Raw genomic sequence first — 16,411 nt, forward strand, 5'->3', positions numbered from 1 at the left:
GTCACTCCTCCTCGGCCAGCGCGGCCCGCAGTTCGGCCAGCCCCCGGGAGAGGCGGCTGCGGACGGTGCCTTCGGTCAGGTCCAGCACGGCGGCGGTCTCGGCGGTGGAGAGATCCAGCAGCACCCGGCAGACGATCACGGTGCGCCGGCTCACGGGCAGCAGTTCCAGGGCCGACCGGGCGGCCAGCCCGGCGGGATCCGGGGCGGCCGCGGCCGGATACCGGTCCTCGGCCGGTGGCCGTTCCCGGCGCACCTTCCGCCACCAGGAGGTGGCCCAGTTCAGGCCGACCCGGAAGACCCACCCACCCGGGTTGTCCAGCCGGCGCACCCGGTCCCACCGGGCGTACGCCCGGGCCATCGCCTCGTCGGTCGCCTCCCGGGCCACCGCGGTGTCCCCGACGGCCAGTGCGAGCGCGCGGTGGATCCGGTCCACGTGGTCCCGGTAGAACTGCTCGAACGGCAGGTGCGGGGGCGTGTCGCGTGAACGCGGCAACACGTCCGGCGGACCGGCCGGCGCCGAGGGCTGGCTTCCCATGTCCGGTACACGCTCCGGGGGTGGAATTCGTTCCCGGCTCCGGCTCGGCGCGGGGCTGGAACGACCGACCGGTACCGGCATTCGAGGCCGACGGCTCGGCCCGAGGTGGGAATGGCGGCCGCGCACGGTCACTCTGCGTCTCCCGAACCCGGGCCCCCGCCCCTCACCCGCGCTCGCTTTGCTCTGCAGCCATCCGCGCAGCGGCAACTCTCCGTGTCCGTTGCGTATGGGGCTGCAGGGCAAAGCGGGGTGGAGGGGGTGGGGCCACCACGGCGAACGCGCCTGCCTCGTCCATATTGCGACCGTTTCGGAGTCCCGAGCGGCTCGGATCCGGCCAAGGGCGACGAACATTCGCTGACGCTCCACCATCCTCACGCTCAGTGCTGGTTTTCCGGCCCCGGGACAGGGCTGCGGGCGGATGGTCGGCTGGCGCGGCCTGTCCACAGCCTCCGTGGTTGTCCACAGCCGGACCGGTCGGGGTTGCCGATTTCCGGGCGAGGGAAGAGCGTGGCCGCATGAGCGCCCCCGCCAACCCTGACGAGCCGGCGGTCACGACCGACGAACCTGTCGAGCCGCCCACGATGCTCACCGACCCCTTCGACATCCCGTGGCCCGCCGCCGGCGTCGTTCGGGCGGTCCGCCGACGGGCCGACGTCAGCCAGCGGGAGCTCGCCCGCGTCGCCCGGGTCCATCCGTCGACCGTCGGGCGGATCGAGGCCGGCACGCTGACCCCGAGCATCGCCATGCTCCGTCGGATCATCGGCGTAGCCGGGTTCCGTCTCGCCGTGGTCGACGAGTTCGGCCGGGTGCTTGCGCCGATGCGGGACCGCGACGACCTGCGAGACGGCGCCGAGCGCCGATATCCGTCCCACCTGGACGTGATCGCCGACCCGGAGCCGGGGGAGTGGTGGGCCGACCTCTACGGCCTGGCCCGCCCGCCGGAGACCTTCTACCGCGACCGGGCCTACCGGGACGCCCTGCGCCGGCGCAGCCAATGGGAGGTGCGGGTGGCCAAGTTCCGGGCCGTACCGCCGCCGCGCGACCCGCAGCGGTGCGGCTACCGCAACGGCCCGCCACCCGGCTGGTGAGCCGGGCGACGGGCCGCTTCGCGGTACCGCCGTCAGTCGTCGTCGCGGATGGTGCCCACGCCGACCGGGTCGGCGAGCCGGAGGCCCGGCACGCCCGCCACGTACAGCTTGAGCTGCTCGTCCGCCTCGCGCTTCCGGTCACCGCGGACGGTCACCGGGAAGGTCAGCGAGGTCTGGCCGGCGGCCAGGGTCTGGCAACCCACGTACGGGTCGTAGTCCGACCCGGCCTGCGCCGTCGTGCCGTACGTGGTGGCGCAGAGCAGGGCCGGCTCCGAGAGCGGGCGGGAGACGGTCACCGTGAACGTCATGGTGCTGTCGCCCTTGTCGCCCTCGGCCACCGCGGCGTCGGAGACGCTCAGCGACGCGCGGGAACGGAACCGGGCCACCTGCGGGTCGTGGTCGCTGGCCCCGCGGTCACCCAGGCCCTCGGCGTCGGTGGGGTAGTCGGCGTTGATGTGCGCCGTGCGTACCTGCACCAGGTCCTCGTGCAGCGGGTCGTTGACGAAGAGGTTGTCCAGCGTCTGCGCCTGCCCGTCGTAGGTGTACGAGTACGCCGCCGCCGGCACGTCCGCCACCAGGTCGTCCCAGAGGTTGTGCAGGCCGGCCTGGTACAGCGGGGCGAGCTGGTCCGACGGCGTCGGGTTCGCCGCCGTGGCGATCGGGTCGTCCGGACGCGGGAAGACGTTGAGGTCCCCGCCGTAGATCACCCGCGCGTTCGGGTCGGCCGCCTCGACGGCCTGGACCAGCGCCGCCCCGTACGCGGCCTGCTCCCGCCGCTGCCCGACCCGGCTGTCCGGCCCGGACGAGAAGTGGTTGGTGGCCGCCCAGAGCGTGAAGTGCTCGGTCGAGCCGGGCGCCGCCGCCACCGTGAACTTGGCCAGCTGGGCCGCCCGGGTGTAGACGTTGCTGCCGTCCACCCCGGTCGAGCGGTCCACGTCGGCCGGAAGGACGGCGTTGAACCCCTTCGGGTTCTGCACGTCGGCGTTCGACGGCAGGGCCGCCGAGCGGTACTGCACGGTCGGCGCCGAGCCCAGCACCGGGTCGCCGGCGCTCGCCTCGGCCAGCGTCAGCCGGTCGGTGCGGTAAAGGAACGCCGAGGCGATGCCCCGGGCGTCCGCGCCGGTCCGGTCGTACGCCGCCGCGTAGGCGGGGCCGCCGTTGGCCGTGATGGCCAGCGCCAGCTCCTGGACGGTGTCCGGCGCGCCGTCGGCGTTGTTCGTGTCGCCGCAGACCAGCTTGCCGTCGGCCACCGCGCAGATGTCCTGGTCCTCGGCCTCCTGCACGAGCAGCAGGTCCGGGCTGTGCAGGGCACCGATGATCTGCCGCGCCTGCACACCCAGCTTCTCGGTGTACGCCGCCTCGCTGGCCGGCACGTAGTCGAACGGCGGGCTGACCCCGGCGCAACCCGAGTTGCCGGCGAAGTCGCAGCCGTCGAACGGGTCGTCCCGGTAGTCGTACAGGTTCTCCACGTTGTAGGTGGCGACCGCGACCTCGCTGCCCCGGTCGGCCGGCTGCGGCGGGTTGTTCTCCGCCGGGTCCGCGCCGCCGGTCAGGGTGAGCTGCTCGGGCTGCACGCTGTACTTGCTGAACGCGTACGAGATGGCGCCGTAGGCGTCCTCGGTCAGCGTGTCGAAGGTACGGGCCTCCGGCAGCAGCGCCTTCGAGTCCCCGGCGGTCGCCTTCACGCCGCCGGCGCCCAGCAGGATGCGCTGGTAGTTGCCGTTGTCGAAGAGCGTGCCCGGGATGTCGTCCAGCGGGTGCGCGTCCCGGAACACCCGGCGGGCGTACGGGTCGGACCGCTTCATGATCGGGTCCTCGCGGTCCAGCACGTAGACCTCGGAGTCCAGGGTGGACGCGAAGATGTGCCGCGGGGCGGAGACCCCGCTGCCGGAGCGGACCCGCATCCGCTCGCCCTCGTGCCGCTCCCAGAACAGGCCGGCGGCGGCCGCGTCGGCCGGCGGCCGGGCGTCGTCCACGCGCACGGCGGTGTCCACGTCGAGCCCGGAGTCGAGCTTGCGCACCAGGGAGGCGCTGGAGAGCTGGGTCTGGTTGAAGTACTCGGAGACGCGGCCGCGGAGCACCACCTCGTCGCCGACGGTCGGGGCGTAGCCGCCGATCAGCGTGGTGAACGAGCCCATGAAGACGAAGATGCCGTCCGAGGTGAGCGGGTCGCCGTCCTCGGCGCCGGTGCGGCTCTGCAGGTAGAAGCCCCACTGGTCGGCCCCGGCGGAGGTGCGGGTCAGCGACTTCTGGGTGATCACGCCGCGTACGTCGTAGAGCATGGAGCTGGTGCCGTTGCCGCTGGCCGGGGCGAGCGGCGACCGGTCCGTGCGGCCGTCCTCGTCGTCACCGGTGCGACCCTGCACCTCGCCCACCGACAGCACGGCGGTGGCCTGCACGGTCAGCGTGCAGGTCGCGGTGCCGCCCTCGGCGTCGGTCGAGGTCACGGTGACCGAGTAGGCGCCGGCCGGGAGGCCCGTGGCGGTCAGCGTCGCGGTGGCCGTGCCACCGGCCGCGGTGGCCGGGGTGAACGCGGTACGGCTGATCGAGCCGCTCGCCGGCGTCGGGTTGACCGCGGTGACCGCGAGGTCGGTGACGGTGTCGTCGGCGTCGGTGGCGGTGACCTGGCGGGTCGCGGTGGCGCCGGCCTCCAGGGTCAGCGCGCCGCCACAGGTCAGCGTCGGCGCCTGGTCGACCGGGCCGCCGCCGTCGATGGTGTGGCTGCCCAGCCCGTCGAAGGTGTCGGCGGCGAAGCCCGCCCACTGGACTGCCGGGTCGAACGGGTCGGCCGAGTCGGTGTCGCCGGCGCTCACCGAGGGCAGCCGCCGCAGGGTGTTGTCGGCGGTGCTGGTGAGCCCGGCGCCCCACTCGGAGCCGGGATCGACGCCGACCTGGCCGATCGAGTCGACCACGGTCGTGCCCTTGCGCAGCACGATCGCGTCGTCGCCGTTGTAGAGCGATCCGCCGTAGGTCTGGTCGGCCTGGGCGAGGATCGCCGGCGCGGCCGTCGAGGCGGCGAAGACGAAGACGTCACCGGGGGCGACCGTGCCGGTCAGCGGCACGTTCGTCGAGGTGGTGGCGCCGTTGAAGAAGAGTTGGAGCTGGTAACCGGCGGCGGCCAGGTCGATCGGCGCGCCGGTGCCGTTGTAGAGCTCGACGGCCTTGTTGTTGGACGAGCCCTCGACGTACTCGGAGATGAACAGGTCGGTAGGCGCGGCGCTGGCCGCGGGGGGTGCGATCCCGATGGCCGTGACGGAGACGGCGGCGGTGGTCGCGAGCGCGGCGAAGGTGCGGCGCGTGCGCATGGAGCCTCCACGATGGGTGGACAGGAACTAACGCACGTTAAGTGCCGTTCCGGTCCGCCGTCCATCCCCCGGGCAGCCGTTTGATGAATATCCGTCAGCGCTGGTTGTCGAGCCGGTGCACCAGCTCGGCCACGTCGACGCTGTATTCGCACCAGTCCCGGTCGGGGCGGTAGCCCAGCTCCGCGTTGACCTTCAACATCGCCTCGTTGGCCTGCGCGTTCCAGGTCTGCACCTCGGCCAGCTCGGGCTCGGCGGACCGCAGCTCCAGCAGCATCCGGGCCTTGATGGCCCGGTCGATGCCGTAGCCCCGGTGGTCGCGGACCACGATGGTGTCGTACTGGTCGGCCCGGGTCGGGTGCTGCGCCGGCACCACCACCTCGGTCAGCCCGGCCACCTCGCCGGTCTGCTCGTGCAGGGCCAGCACGATGTAGGGCTTCATGCCCCGCCGGTGCAGCGTGTCGAGGCTCTCCCGCAGCCGCTGCGGGTCGTAGGAGCTGGGCCGCAGCTCGCCGTCGTCGACGTCACGCACCTCGGCCTTCGCCCGCGCGTACGCCTCGATCAGGTCGTCCGGCGGCCCGCCCGGGCAGAACTCGACGTGGTAGCCGGCGCCCACCTCGGTGGCCATCTCGGCCAGCGCCGGCCACTCCACCGTGCCCAGGTCGAGCACGCTGCGGGTCTCGACGTATTCCCTGGTGAAGCCGAGCGCCTCGTAGAACGCCACGGCCGGGGTGTCGCCGACCACCTCCACGCCGATCGACTGGAAGCCCTCGTCCCAGACCCGGCGGGCGGCCACCCGGACCAGCTCGCGGCCGAGCCCGGTGCGCCGCAGCTCCGGGCGGACCAGCACCTCCAGCACACCCATGCCGCCGAGGAGCAGCACGTTGACGTGACCGAGCATCGGCCCGGGCGTGCCGTCCGCGGTTGGGTCGCCCTCGGCGACCCAGGAGATCCGGCGCTCACCCGGCATGACCTCGGAGAGGTACTCGCGCAGGGAGCTCGCCCGCCAGGGCGGATCCTGCGGCAGATCGGCCGCCAGCACCGCGTTCAGCGTGTCCAGCAGCGACGCGATCTCGGCGGACGACGCGGTCAGCGGGTCCCACTCGCGCACCATCACCCGTCTAGCTTGCCGTCAACGGCTGCCCGGGGGAAGGGTCCAGTCCGTGAATGTACGCGACCGGTCACGTCACGTACCGCTGAGCCGTCCGTATTCGTCGGCCTTGTCGAAGACGTCCTGGGCATAGCGGCGTACATCGTTGTAGGACAGGATGGCGCCCCACCAGTCGCCCGGGATGGTCATGTTCCGGCCGCCCTTGCACAGGTAGCGGCCGGCGGCCAGGGCCGCGTCGTCGATGTCGTGCGGGTTCCTGACGCCGTCGTTGTCGGCGTCCGCGCCGATCTCCTGCCAGGTGCTCGGGATGAACTGCATCGGGCCGAGCGCCTTGTCGTAGACCGGGTCGTGGTCGAGCTGGCCCCGGTCGGTGTCGAGGATCCGGGAGCGGCCGCCCTGCCCGTCGAGCGGGGCGCCGAGGATCTCCGGCGCGGCGACGCCGTCTGGCCGGAGCGTGGCTTTGTTGGCCGACCCGTGGCGGGACTCCACGTAGCCGATCGCGGCCAGCGTGGTCCAGCTCAGCTGGCAGCTGCGCTGCGTCTGGGCGAGCACCAGCTCGGCGTAGCCGTACGCCTGCATGGCGACCTGCGGGATGCCGGTGGCCGCGCTCACCTGCTGCGCCCAGCCGGCCAGCGCGTCCGCCGGCCGGGCGGGTGTCACCGGGCCGACGACCGGGCCGGTCGGCGTGCCACCCGGCGTGGCCGTGAGCGTCGGGAGGGGGGTGCCCGGCAGTCCCGTCGCGCCGGGGCCCACCGGGACGCCGGTCGCCCCGGGCGCCGCGCCCGTCTGGGGTACGCCCAGCACCGGGGCGTTCGTGGTGGCGTCGACGGCCACCGGCTGCGGCTTGCGGACCGCCGCGGGCACCAGCAGCGCGCCGGCCGCGGCGGTGGCCGCGACCAGGGCGAGCAGGAAGAGAGCGGGCAGGGTCGTGCGCCCGCTGGGCCGGCGCGACCAGGCGCGGGTGGCCCGGGCCGCGCCGACGGCGAGCTGCCGGGGCGGCACCCCGACCGCGTGCGCGAACGGCACCCGCCGCCGTCGACCGGCCACCGGCTCGACGGTCGGTGCGGCCTCCGCGGCGACCGGCTCCGTCTTCGGCTCGGCCTCCGCGGCGACCGGGTCCACCTTCGGACCGGCCGGCTCGGCCTTCGGGTCGACCGGCTCCGCCGGCGGGTCCACGGGCGCCGTCTTCGCATCCGCCCTGCCGTCGGCGGCCGGCTCGGGTGCCGGGTTGCTGCGGGGGCGGGGGACGGGGCCGGCGCCGCCGTCGGGCGGCGCGGCCGGTCGCAGGGGCCGAACCGTCGATCGCTGCTCGCCGTCCACCACCCGTCGAGTATCACCCATGGCTGTCGGGGCGTCAGGTCCGGTCGTACGCTGATGGCATGCCCCGCTACGACTTCCGCTGCCGCGCATGCGGCGACACCTTCGAGGTCAACCGCCCGATGGCCGAGGCCGGCCAGCCGGCCTCCTGCCCGCAGGGACACGCCGACACGGTGAAGCTGCTCTCCACCGTCGCGGTCACCGGCCGGGGCGGCTCCGGGCCGGTCGGCGGGCCGTCCGCCCCGGCGGGCGGCGGCTGCTGCGGTGGCGCCTGCGGCTGCTGACGACCCCGCCCACCCTCGGCCCGCCGGTCGGTCCGGCCTGCCGCCCGTGTGATCCTTTGGCACCTTGGGTCGGAATCTGCCCGACCGTTCTCACGATGCGTGACCGCGTGACCATAGGGCAGCATGAAGCCGACGTCACGGGGCGGAGGTTCCACGCATGTCGCCACGGATCGACCTCCCGAGCGGTTGGGTGACCTTCGTCTTCACCGACATCGAGGGCTCCACGCGGCTGGCCCAGCTGCTCGGTCCGGGCTACCGCCCGGTGCTGCGGGAACACCGCCGGCTGCTGCGCCACACGCTGGCCGGCACCGACGGGGCGGAGCTGCTGACCGAGGGCGACTCGTTCTTCCTCGCCTTCCCGGACGCGGCAACGGCGGTGCACGCCTGCCTCACCGCGCAACGCGCGCTGGCCGGCCACGACTGGCCCACCCCGGAGGCCGCGCCCCGGGTCCGGATGGGCCTGCACACCGGCTACGCCGAACCCCGCGACGGCGAGTACGCCAGCCCCGAGGTGCACCGGGCGGCCCGGGTGGCCGCCGCCGCCCACGGTGGACAGGTGCTGTGCTCCGCCGCGACCGCCCGGCACGCCGACCCGCTGCCCGACGGAGTGTCCCTGTTGGACCTCGGGCTGCACCGGCTGCGCGGCTTCGACGACCGGGAACGGTTGTTCCAGCTCGTCGCGCCCGGCCTGGAGCGGAGCTTTCCGCGGCCGCGTACCGCCGACGCGGTGGCGCACAACCTGCCCACCCAGGTCACGTCGTTCGTCGGCCGGGAGGCCGAGCGGGCCGAGCTGCGGCGGCTGGTCGAGACGTACCGGCTGGTGACCGTGCTGGGCGCGGGCGGCGCCGGCAAGACCCGGCTGGCGGTGGAGCTGGCCTCCGGGGTGGTCGAGGCGTACCCGGACGGGGTGTGGTTCGTCGACGTCGCCGCGGTGACCGACCCGGGGCTGGTCGCGTTCGAGATCGCCGCCGTGCTCGGGCTCCGCCCGGAACCCGGCCGCCCCATGGTGGACACCCTCGTCGAGTACGCGGCGGCGCGGCGGATGCTTGTCGTGCTGGACACCTGCGACGCCCAGCCGGCCGCGTCGGCCGAGGTGATCTCCCGGCTGCTGGCCGGTGGCCGGGGCGTGCGGGTGCTGGCCACCAGTCGGGAGTCGTTCGGCGTGCCCGGCGAGGTGGTGTGGCGGATCCCGCCACTCTCGGTGGACCCGGGGCCGGACGGCGGGGCGAGCGACGCGGTGGCCCTGCTGCTGGACCGCACCACGGCGGCCCGGGGCGGCCGCGCGCCGGACCCCGCCGAGCAGGCCGACCTGCGCCGGGTGGTGCGCCGGTTGGACGGTCTGCCGCTCGCCATCGAGCTGGCGGCCGCGCGGCTGCGGGTGCTCTCGGCCGGGCAGCTCGCCGAGCGTCTCGACGACATGCTGGGCACCCTGGACGCCGGGCGGGAGGAGCTGGAGCCGGGCCCGGTGGAGGTCGGCTGGACCGGCAACCAGCAGGACACCGTCGACCTGGTGGCCGCCGCGACCGGGGCCGCTCCGGCCACCCCGGCGAGCCGGGCGGTGCAGCGCTCGGCGAACGAGCGGCACCTGACCATGCAGGCCACGGTCACCTGGTCGTACCGGACGCTGGGTGCGCGCTCGGCCCGGCTGCTGCGCTGGCTGGCCGTCTTCGCCGGCCCGGTGGACCTGCCCACCGTCCAGTGGCTGCTCGACGACGACCCGCTCGACCCGCTGTCGGTGCTGGTGGACAAGTCGATGGTGCTGGCCGAGCCGCACGCCTCGGGCAGCACCTACCGGATGCTGGACCCGATCCGGGCGTACGCGGCCCGCCGGCTCATCGAGGCCGGTGAGGAGCAGCACGCCCGGGACCGGCACGTCGCCTGGTCCCGGCACGCCCTGGACCGCGCCCACCTGGGCCCGGACGGCCGGCCGGTCACCCTCTCCCTGTACGCGCTCGACCCGCTCGCCGGGGAGCTGCGGGCCGCGCTGCGCTGGTGCGCCACGGGCGGCAGCGCCCGCTCCGGGCTGCGCCTGGCCGGGGGGCTGGACCAGTGGTGGCGGGAGCGCGGGCTGGCCCGGGAGGGGCGGCTCTGGCTGTTCCGGCTCTACGGCCGGATCGCCGAGACCGGGGAGCCGATCCCGGAGGCCGAGCTGGCGGCGGCGTACCACATGCACTCGCTGCACGCCGGGGCGGACGGCGAGTTCGCCGAGGAGCTGCGCTACTCGCAGCGGGCCGAGGCGGCCGCCCGGCAGGCCGGCGACCTGGGGCTGCTGGCCCGGGTGCTCGCGGGCCGGGCCGCGCCGCTCGTCGACATGGGACAGTTCGTCGAGGCGGAGCGGGTCTGCCGGGAGGTCATCGACTGGGCGTACGCCCAGGACGTGGTCTCCGACGCGCTGCTCGCCGTCTACAACCTGGCCGAGCTGCTCTGGCGGCGGGGCGCGCTGGACGAGGCGGCCGAGGTGCTCGGCGCCGCCCGCCCGGTGGAGGCGGCCCGCCCGGTCGAGCGGGGCCGCCGCTCGGTGGACATGCTGCTCGGCCTGGTGGCGCTGGCCCGGGGCGATCTCGTCGCCGCGCACGAGCACCTGCTGGTGGCGCTCCGGTCCCGGATGAGCCACGGCTACCTGGGCCGGGCCTGCGACACGTTGAACGCGATCGCGGTGCGCTGCGCGCTGGGCGGGGAGCCGGCGAGCGCCGCCCGGCTCTTCGGCGCGGCCCAGGCGACCCGGGCCAGCCTGCGCGCCACTCCGGGCATCTACGGCCCGTACTGGCTGGCCCGCCAGGCGGAACTGCGGCGCACCCTCGGCGACGCCGCCTTCGACGCCGCCTACGCCAGCGGCGCCGCCCTCCGTCTGGAGGAGGCCGCCGCCCTGGCCATGGACCTCGAACACCCCGACCTGGCCACCCCCGACTCACCCCGCTTCACGGCCCCCGCCCCGCGCCGCTCCACCGCGAGTTGATCAAGAGGTTCGCGTCGGGATCCCGGCCTCCCGGCGACGCGAACCTCTTGATCGACGACGAGGAACAGGGTCAGCGCAGGGCGGCTCGGCGTTCGGCGTCGGCCTTCATGCGGGCGGCGCGGTCGAGGTCGGCCTGCTGGACGGCCGCCACGGAGCCGAAGACGCTTACCGCTTCGTAGTAGGTCCAGGCCAGGCTGTAGCAGGCGGGCCGCACGATGGTGCTGTAGGTGGCGCAGACCCGCTTCAGGTCGGCGTAGAAGGCGCTGTCCAGCCGGGACTTGTTGGCCGAGAACTGGCCCATGGCCTTGTAGTTGCGGTAGCCGAAGTCGTGCCGGTAGCAGGAGAGGCTGAAGTTGAAGCCGAGTGGGTTGTCCGGGCTGGACGAGCAGTAGTCGGTCGACCAGTCGAAGGCGTACTCGGTCCAGGCGGACTTGTTGAGCCGGGCGGAGTTCCAGGCGCTGTAGCTGCTGGCGCTGGTCTGCGTCCAGCTGGAGAGCACGGCGAGCTTCTGTTCGGTGCTCACCGCGGCGGCGGCGGGGGTGGCCACGCCGATGGCGGTGAGCAGGGCGATCGTGCCGGCGGCGAGCAGGGTGCTGAGACGTCGGTACACCGGTACCTCCCCGGGGGTGGTGGGTCAGATGTCGATGATTTTCGATCACCTGCGGAACCGGGGGCGATGCTCCGGACGACGTGTTGGTGACATGCGTCGAAACAGACGAATGCCTTGCGCGAGCGGGCCCGAACCATATACTCGTGTACGAGTAATCGGATGCGAGGAGGACGGCGGTGGCGAAGCGACGCCCGGTCCGCAACCTGCTGGCCCTCGCCGTGCTCGCGGCCCTGGCCGAGCGGCCCCGCCACCCCTACGAGATCGCCACCGTCCTGCGCGCCCGCGGCAAGGACCAGGACATGCCGATCAAGTGGGGCTCGCTCTACACGGTGGTGGCGAACCTGGAGCGGCACGGCCTGCTGGCGGCGGTGGAGAGCGGCCGGCAGGGGCGGCGCCCGGAGCGCACCGTCTACCGGATCACCGACGCCGGGCGCGCGGAGCTCGTCGACTGGACCCGGGAGCTGGTCGCCGTCCCGGAGCGGGAGCAGCCCCGGTTCGAGGCCGGCCTGTCGGTGCTCGGCGTCCTCGGGCCCGACGAGGCGATCGAGCTGCTGCGGCAGCGCCTCGACCGGCTGGAGGGCCAGCTCGCCGCGCAGCGGGCCGCGCTGGCCGGCCACGCCCGCGAGGTGCCCCGGATCTTCCTCATCGAGGCCGAGTACGACCTGGCCGTCCGGGAGGCCGAGGCCACCTGGGTGCGCGGCCTGCTCGACGAGCTGACCACCGGCGCGCTGCCGGGGGTGGCCGAGTGGCGGGCCTGGCACGAGACCGGCGCGGTGCCGCCGGATTGGGCGGACCTGGCGGAGAGGGGGACCGAGCCGCACTGAGAGCGGACCCCGGCGGGGGTGCGGGAACACCACCGCCGGGGCCCTGACCTGCGAACCGAGACCGCGGGAACGGCAACCCGGCCGCGAGGTGGCAACCGCAACGATAACCGGGCTCCCGTCCCCGGGTCGGTTCGTGCCCGCACGACCCGAGACCGGAGGAAGAGATGAGCACGAAGGACCTGCACGCGCCCAAACGCAAGCTGCTGCCCGAGATGGAGGGGCGGACCGCCCGTTGGTACGCCCGCAACCGCGGCTCCGCCGCGCAACTGGCCGAGTACCGGCGGCAGGCCGCCCGGCTGGCCGAGGGGCTGCCGCCCGGGGCGGCGGTGCTGGAGGTGGCGCCCGGCCCCGGCTACCTGGCGATCGAGCTGGCCCGGCTGGGGGCGTACCGGATCACCGGGCTGGACGTCAGCCGGACGTTCGTGGAACTGGCGGGGGAGGCGGCCCGGCGCGCCGGGGTCGAGGCGACCTTCCGCCAGGGCGATGTGCACGAGCTGCCCTTCCCGGCGGACTCGTTCGACCTGGTCGTCTGCCAGGCGGCGTTCAAGAACTTCGTGCGCCCGGTCCGGGCGCTGGACGAGCTGCACCGGGTGCTGCGGCCGGGCGGCCGGGCGGTGATCCACGACCTGCGGGCCGACGCCTCGCCGGCGGACATCGAGCGGGAGGTGGCCCGGATGGGGCTGGGCGGGCTGGACGGCTTCTGGACCCGGTCGGCGCTGCGGATGCTGCGCCGGCGGGCGGTCACGGCCGGTGCCTTCGCCCGGCTCGCCGCGGAGAGCGCCTTCGGCGGCGCCGAGGTGGACCGGGACGGGCTGATCGGGCTGGAGGTCCGGCTGCGCAAGGCCGGCTGAACACGGCGACGCCCGGGACCCGCGAGCGGGCCCCGGGCGTCACCGGTCGGGTCAGCGCACGAAGCGCGGCGGGCTGACCGGGCCCTCGTTCCAGAGCCGGTCCAGCGCGGTCACGTAGTAGGTGTGCGCGCCGGCCGTCGCGGTGGTGTCCACCCAGGACTGCACGTCGCCGTCCGTGCCGCGGACGGTGGCGACCAGGTGGGACGCGTCGGCGAAATCGCAGCGGTCGGCCAGGCCGACGCCGTCGAACCGGTAGATCGCGTACGAGGTGGCCTCCCCGAACGGGCCCTCGCCGTCGGCCGGCTGCCGCCAGCTCAGGTGCACCCCGTCGTCCTGCCGCTCGGCGCGGGTGACCAGCGGCATGAGCAGCGGCTTGGACGGCAGCTGCGACATGGTCGGCACCAGCGCCGGGCGGGAGTAGTGCTCGGCCGCGTAGATGTCGGTGGCGCCGAGCCGGTTCGCCCGCACCTGCACCGCGGAGAAGTGCACGTTGCCGAGCACCTCCGGGTACGACCGGTTGAGCGTCAGGTGGTTCGACAGCTCCTGCGGGTTCATCCAGAAGGAGCCGTACGCCGGTTCACCGCTCTTGTAGTCGGCCTGCCCGATGTAGAGCTGGACGTCGGTGCCCCGCACGGTCTCCGCCCACCACGGCACCAGCCGCGCGTAGTCGGCGGCCGGGTACTGGCCGATGTACCAGTAGAGCTGCGGCACGATGTAGTCGATCCACTCCTCCTTGACCCACTTGCGGGTGTCGGCGGAGATGATGTCGTACGACTGCGAGCCGGTGGTGTCCGAGCCGTTCGGGTCGGCCGACTTGTTGCGCCAGATGCCGAACGGGCTGACCCCGAACTTCACCCACGGCTTCGCCGCCTTGATCTTGCCGCTCATCTCCTGGATCAGCAGGTTGATGTTGTCCCGCCGCCAGTCGGCCTTGTCGGTGAAGCCCCGGTTGTACTGGGCGAAGGTGGCGTCGTCCGGGTACTGGTACGTGCCGCTCGGGTACGGGTAGAAGTAGTCGTCGAAGTGCACGCCGTCGATGTCGTACCGCGTGACCGCGTCCATCATCGCGGTCTGCACGAACTCGCGGACCTCGGGGATGCCGGGGTTGTAGTAGAGCCGGCTGCCGGCGACCCCGGCCGGCGGGTAGGCGAACACCCAGTCCGGGTGCTGGCGCACCGGGTGGTTGGGGGCGAGCTTCGAGATGTCGGCGCCGGCGCCGCCGGGAGCCGGCATGGAGACCCGGTACGGGTTGAACCAGGCGTGGAACTCCAGGTTCCGCTTGTGCGACTCCTCGACGAGGAAGGCCAGCGGGTCCCAGCCCGGGTCCTTGCCGCGGACCCCGGTCAGGTACTCCGACCAGGGCTCGATCTCCGAGGGCCAGAACGCGTCGGCGGTCGGGCGGACCTGGACCACGACGGCGTTGTGGTGGAGCTTCTGGGCCAGGTCGAGCCAGGCCAGGTATTCGGCCTTCTGCTTGGCGACCTGGTCCGGGGCGGTCCAGGAGTCCTTGCTGGGCCAGTCGATGTTCGTCACCGAGGCGATCCACATGGCCCGGAACTGCCGCTTGGGGACGGCCGGGTCGGTGACGCAGGTGGTCGCGGTGGAGTCGGTCGCCGTGTCGCTCTCCGCGGCGCTCGCGGGGGTGCCGGCGACGAGCGCGCCGAGCAGCGCCACGGCCAGCCCGGCGGCTCTGAGCCGAGTTGCCTTCATGCGGTGCGGTCCCTTCGTTGGAACTCACGGGGGCGGTGTCGGGTGGCGGCGGACGGGCGGCGCATCCGGCAAGATTCGCCGCACAGTAACTGTCCCCGGTAGAAAACTTTCATCAATCGGGACACGACGCAAGACCTGCAGACGGATCGATGTGCAGGTGGGGCCGAACGTCCGAGGGTGAGCCGGGACACGGCCCGAATCGTGACCTGTCCGACACCTCCCGTATCGGGTTAGCGCGTCAGGGCCCTGGGTAGCTTGCCCGGTCACGGACCGCCACCGTGGTGGTCGCACGGGAGGTGGTCATGTCCGTCCTGCGGACGAAACCGATCCGGGACGTGCTCGCCCAGGGTGAGGCCGACGGCGAGGACGGCCGGCCCGGACTGCGTCGCCGCCTCGGCGCGATCGACCTCATGGGCTTCGGCATCGGCATCGTGATCGGCACCGGCATCTTCACGCTGACCGGTATCGAGGCGAAGAACCACGCCGGCCCCGGCGTCGTGATCTCGTTCGCCATCGCTGGCGTGGTCGCGCTGCTCGCCGCCCTCTGCTACGCGGAACTGGCGTCCAGCGTGCCGACCGCCGGCAGCGCCTACACCTACGCGTACGCGACGATGGGCGAGATCGTCGCCTGGATCATCGGCTGGGACCTGCTGCTGGAATTCGCGCTCGGCTCGGCGGTGGTGGCCCGCGGCTGGTCCGGCTACCTCGCCGAACTGTTCGACCTGCCCAGCGCCTGGTTCGCCGAGGAGGGCAGCGTCGTCAACCTCGGCGCGATCGCCATCGTGCTGATCCTCGGCGTGGTCGGCATCGTGGGCATCCGCGAGTCCGCCCGGGTGACCAACCTGCTGGTCCTGGTCAAGGTCGCCATCTGCGTCTTCATCGTGGTCGCCGGGGCGTTCTTCGTGAAGGCCGCCAACCTCAGCCCGTTCATCCCGACCACCGAGCCGGCCGGGGGCGGGGAGGACGGCATCCGGCAGCCGGTCACCCAGGCCCTCTTCGGGCTGGAGCCCTCCGTCTTCGGCTTCGCCGGGGTGCTCACCGCCGCCGCGGTGGTGTTCTTCGCGTACACCGGCTTCGAGGCCGTGGCGAACCTCGGCGAGGAGACCCGCAAGCCCCGCCGCGACCTGCCGCTGGGCCTGCTCGGCACGCTGGGCGTCTCGACGGTGCTGTACATCGGCGTCTCGCTGGTCCTGGTCGGCATGGTCCGCTACACCGACATCGACGAGGGCGCCCCGATCGCCTCGGCCTTCGAGGCCGTCGGCGCCGGCTGGGCCGCCATCCTGGTCTCCATCGCCGCCGTCGCCGGCCTGACCAGCGTTATCCTGGTCGACCTGGTGGCCATGGGCCGGATCGGCTTCGCCATCGGCCGGGACGGGCTCATCCCGCCGTCGATCGCCAAGGTCCACCCGCGCTGGGGCACCCCGTACCGGATCTCCGCGATCATGACGGTCGGCGTGGCCCTGCTGGCCGGCTTCCTGCCGCTCTCCGCGCTGGCCGACCTGGTCAGCATCGGCGCGCTCTGCGCGTTCGTGCTGGTCTCGATCGCGGTGCCGATCCTGCGCCGGCGGCGCCCGGAGCTGGAGCGGCCGTTCAAGGTGCCGTTCTCGCCGGTGCTGCCGATCGTCTCCGCGCTGGCCTGCCTCTACCTGATGCTCAACCTGTCGGTGGAGACCTGGCTCCGGTTCCTCGCCTGGATGCTGCTCGGCGCGATCATCTACTTCGGCTACGGGCACCGGAAGAACCGCCTGGCCCGCCGCGAGCACCGGGCGGACCCGGAGCCGGCCGCGACGAGCTGACCGACCCCCGGAGGACGACGTCGCGGT

At 73.6% G+C, this 16,411-nt stretch carries 12 protein-coding genes; 6 read left to right on the forward strand and 6 right to left on the reverse strand.

Annotation, left to right across the window (positions count from 1 at the left end; translation table 11 throughout):
• Window position 1 precedes the first annotated feature (1 nt).
• Window positions 2-535 (reverse strand): RNA polymerase sigma factor, encoded by a 534-nt coding sequence (locus NLX85_RS11645; protein WP_254334433.1) that lies wholly within the window; start codon window positions 533-535, stop codon window positions 2-4.
• Window positions 536-1,050: 515 nt separating this feature from the next.
• Here NLX85_RS11645 and NLX85_RS11650 point away from each other — a divergent pair.
• Window positions 1,051-1,623 (forward strand): helix-turn-helix transcriptional regulator, encoded by a 573-nt coding sequence (locus NLX85_RS11650; RefSeq protein WP_254334435.1) that lies wholly within the window; start codon window positions 1,051-1,053, stop codon window positions 1,621-1,623.
• A gap of 32 nt (window positions 1,624-1,655) precedes the next feature.
• Here NLX85_RS11650 and NLX85_RS11655 read toward each other — a convergent pair whose 3' ends face one another.
• From NLX85_RS11655 to NLX85_RS11665, 3 genes are all read right to left on the reverse strand, one after another.
• Complete coding sequence (locus NLX85_RS11655; RefSeq protein ID WP_254334437.1) at window positions 1,656-4,928, reverse strand: lamin tail domain-containing protein; 3,273 nt, start codon at window positions 4,926-4,928, stop codon at window positions 1,656-1,658.
• Window positions 4,929-5,022: 94 nt separating this feature from the next.
• Window positions 5,023-6,039, reverse strand: a complete 1,017-nt coding sequence (locus NLX85_RS11660) for an N-acetyltransferase (RefSeq protein ID WP_254335527.1) — start codon at window positions 6,037-6,039, stop codon at window positions 5,023-5,025.
• A 72-nt stretch (window positions 6,040-6,111) separates the two neighbouring features.
• Entirely contained in the window at window positions 6,112-7,377 is a 1,266-nt protein-coding gene (locus tag NLX85_RS11665) for a lytic transglycosylase domain-containing protein (protein ID WP_254334439.1), read from the reverse strand.
• Window positions 7,378-7,415: 38 nt separating this feature from the next.
• Here NLX85_RS11665 and NLX85_RS11670 point away from each other — a divergent pair, with 38 nt between their 5' ends.
• Together NLX85_RS11670 and NLX85_RS11675 are read left to right on the forward strand one after the other, a co-directional pair.
• Window positions 7,416-7,637, forward strand: a complete 222-nt coding sequence (locus tag NLX85_RS11670; protein ID WP_254334441.1) for a zinc ribbon domain-containing protein — start codon at window positions 7,416-7,418, stop codon at window positions 7,635-7,637.
• Window positions 7,638-7,794: 157 nt separating this feature from the next.
• Window positions 7,795-10,593 (forward strand): adenylate/guanylate cyclase domain-containing protein, encoded by a 2,799-nt coding sequence (locus tag NLX85_RS11675; RefSeq protein WP_254334443.1) that lies wholly within the window; start codon window positions 7,795-7,797, stop codon window positions 10,591-10,593.
• Window positions 10,594-10,663: 70 nt separating this feature from the next.
• Here NLX85_RS11675 and NLX85_RS11680 read toward each other — a convergent pair whose 3' ends face one another.
• On the reverse strand, window positions 10,664-11,203 hold the full coding sequence (locus tag NLX85_RS11680; RefSeq protein ID WP_254334445.1) for a phospholipase: 540 nt from the start codon (window positions 11,201-11,203) through the stop codon (window positions 10,664-10,666).
• Between the two features lie 176 nt (window positions 11,204-11,379).
• On the opposite strand from NLX85_RS11680, the gene NLX85_RS11685 reads away from it, so the two are divergent.
• Entirely contained in the window at window positions 11,380-12,027 is a 648-nt protein-coding gene (locus tag NLX85_RS11685; protein WP_254334447.1) for a PadR family transcriptional regulator, read from the forward strand.
• A 164-nt stretch (window positions 12,028-12,191) separates the two neighbouring features.
• Window positions 12,192-12,878, forward strand: a complete 687-nt coding sequence (locus NLX85_RS11690; protein WP_254334450.1) for a class I SAM-dependent methyltransferase — start codon at window positions 12,192-12,194, stop codon at window positions 12,876-12,878.
• Between the two features lie 51 nt (window positions 12,879-12,929).
• On the opposite strand, the gene NLX85_RS11695 is transcribed toward NLX85_RS11690, so the two are convergent.
• A complete protein-coding gene (locus NLX85_RS11695; protein WP_254334452.1) occupies window positions 12,930-14,588 on the reverse strand; it encodes a glycoside hydrolase family 10 protein in 1,659 nt (552 codons plus the stop codon).
• Between the two features lie 302 nt (window positions 14,589-14,890).
• Between NLX85_RS11695 and NLX85_RS11700 the strand changes: the two genes are divergently transcribed.
• Window positions 14,891-16,384, forward strand: a complete 1,494-nt coding sequence (locus NLX85_RS11700) for an amino acid permease (RefSeq protein ID WP_254334453.1) — start codon at window positions 14,891-14,893, stop codon at window positions 16,382-16,384.
• Window positions 16,385-16,411 lie beyond the last annotated feature (27 nt).

The sequence above is a fragment of the Micromonospora sp. A3M-1-15 genome, from assembly GCF_024213425.1.
GTDB lineage: Bacteria > Actinomycetota > Actinomycetes > Mycobacteriales > Micromonosporaceae > Micromonospora > Micromonospora chersina.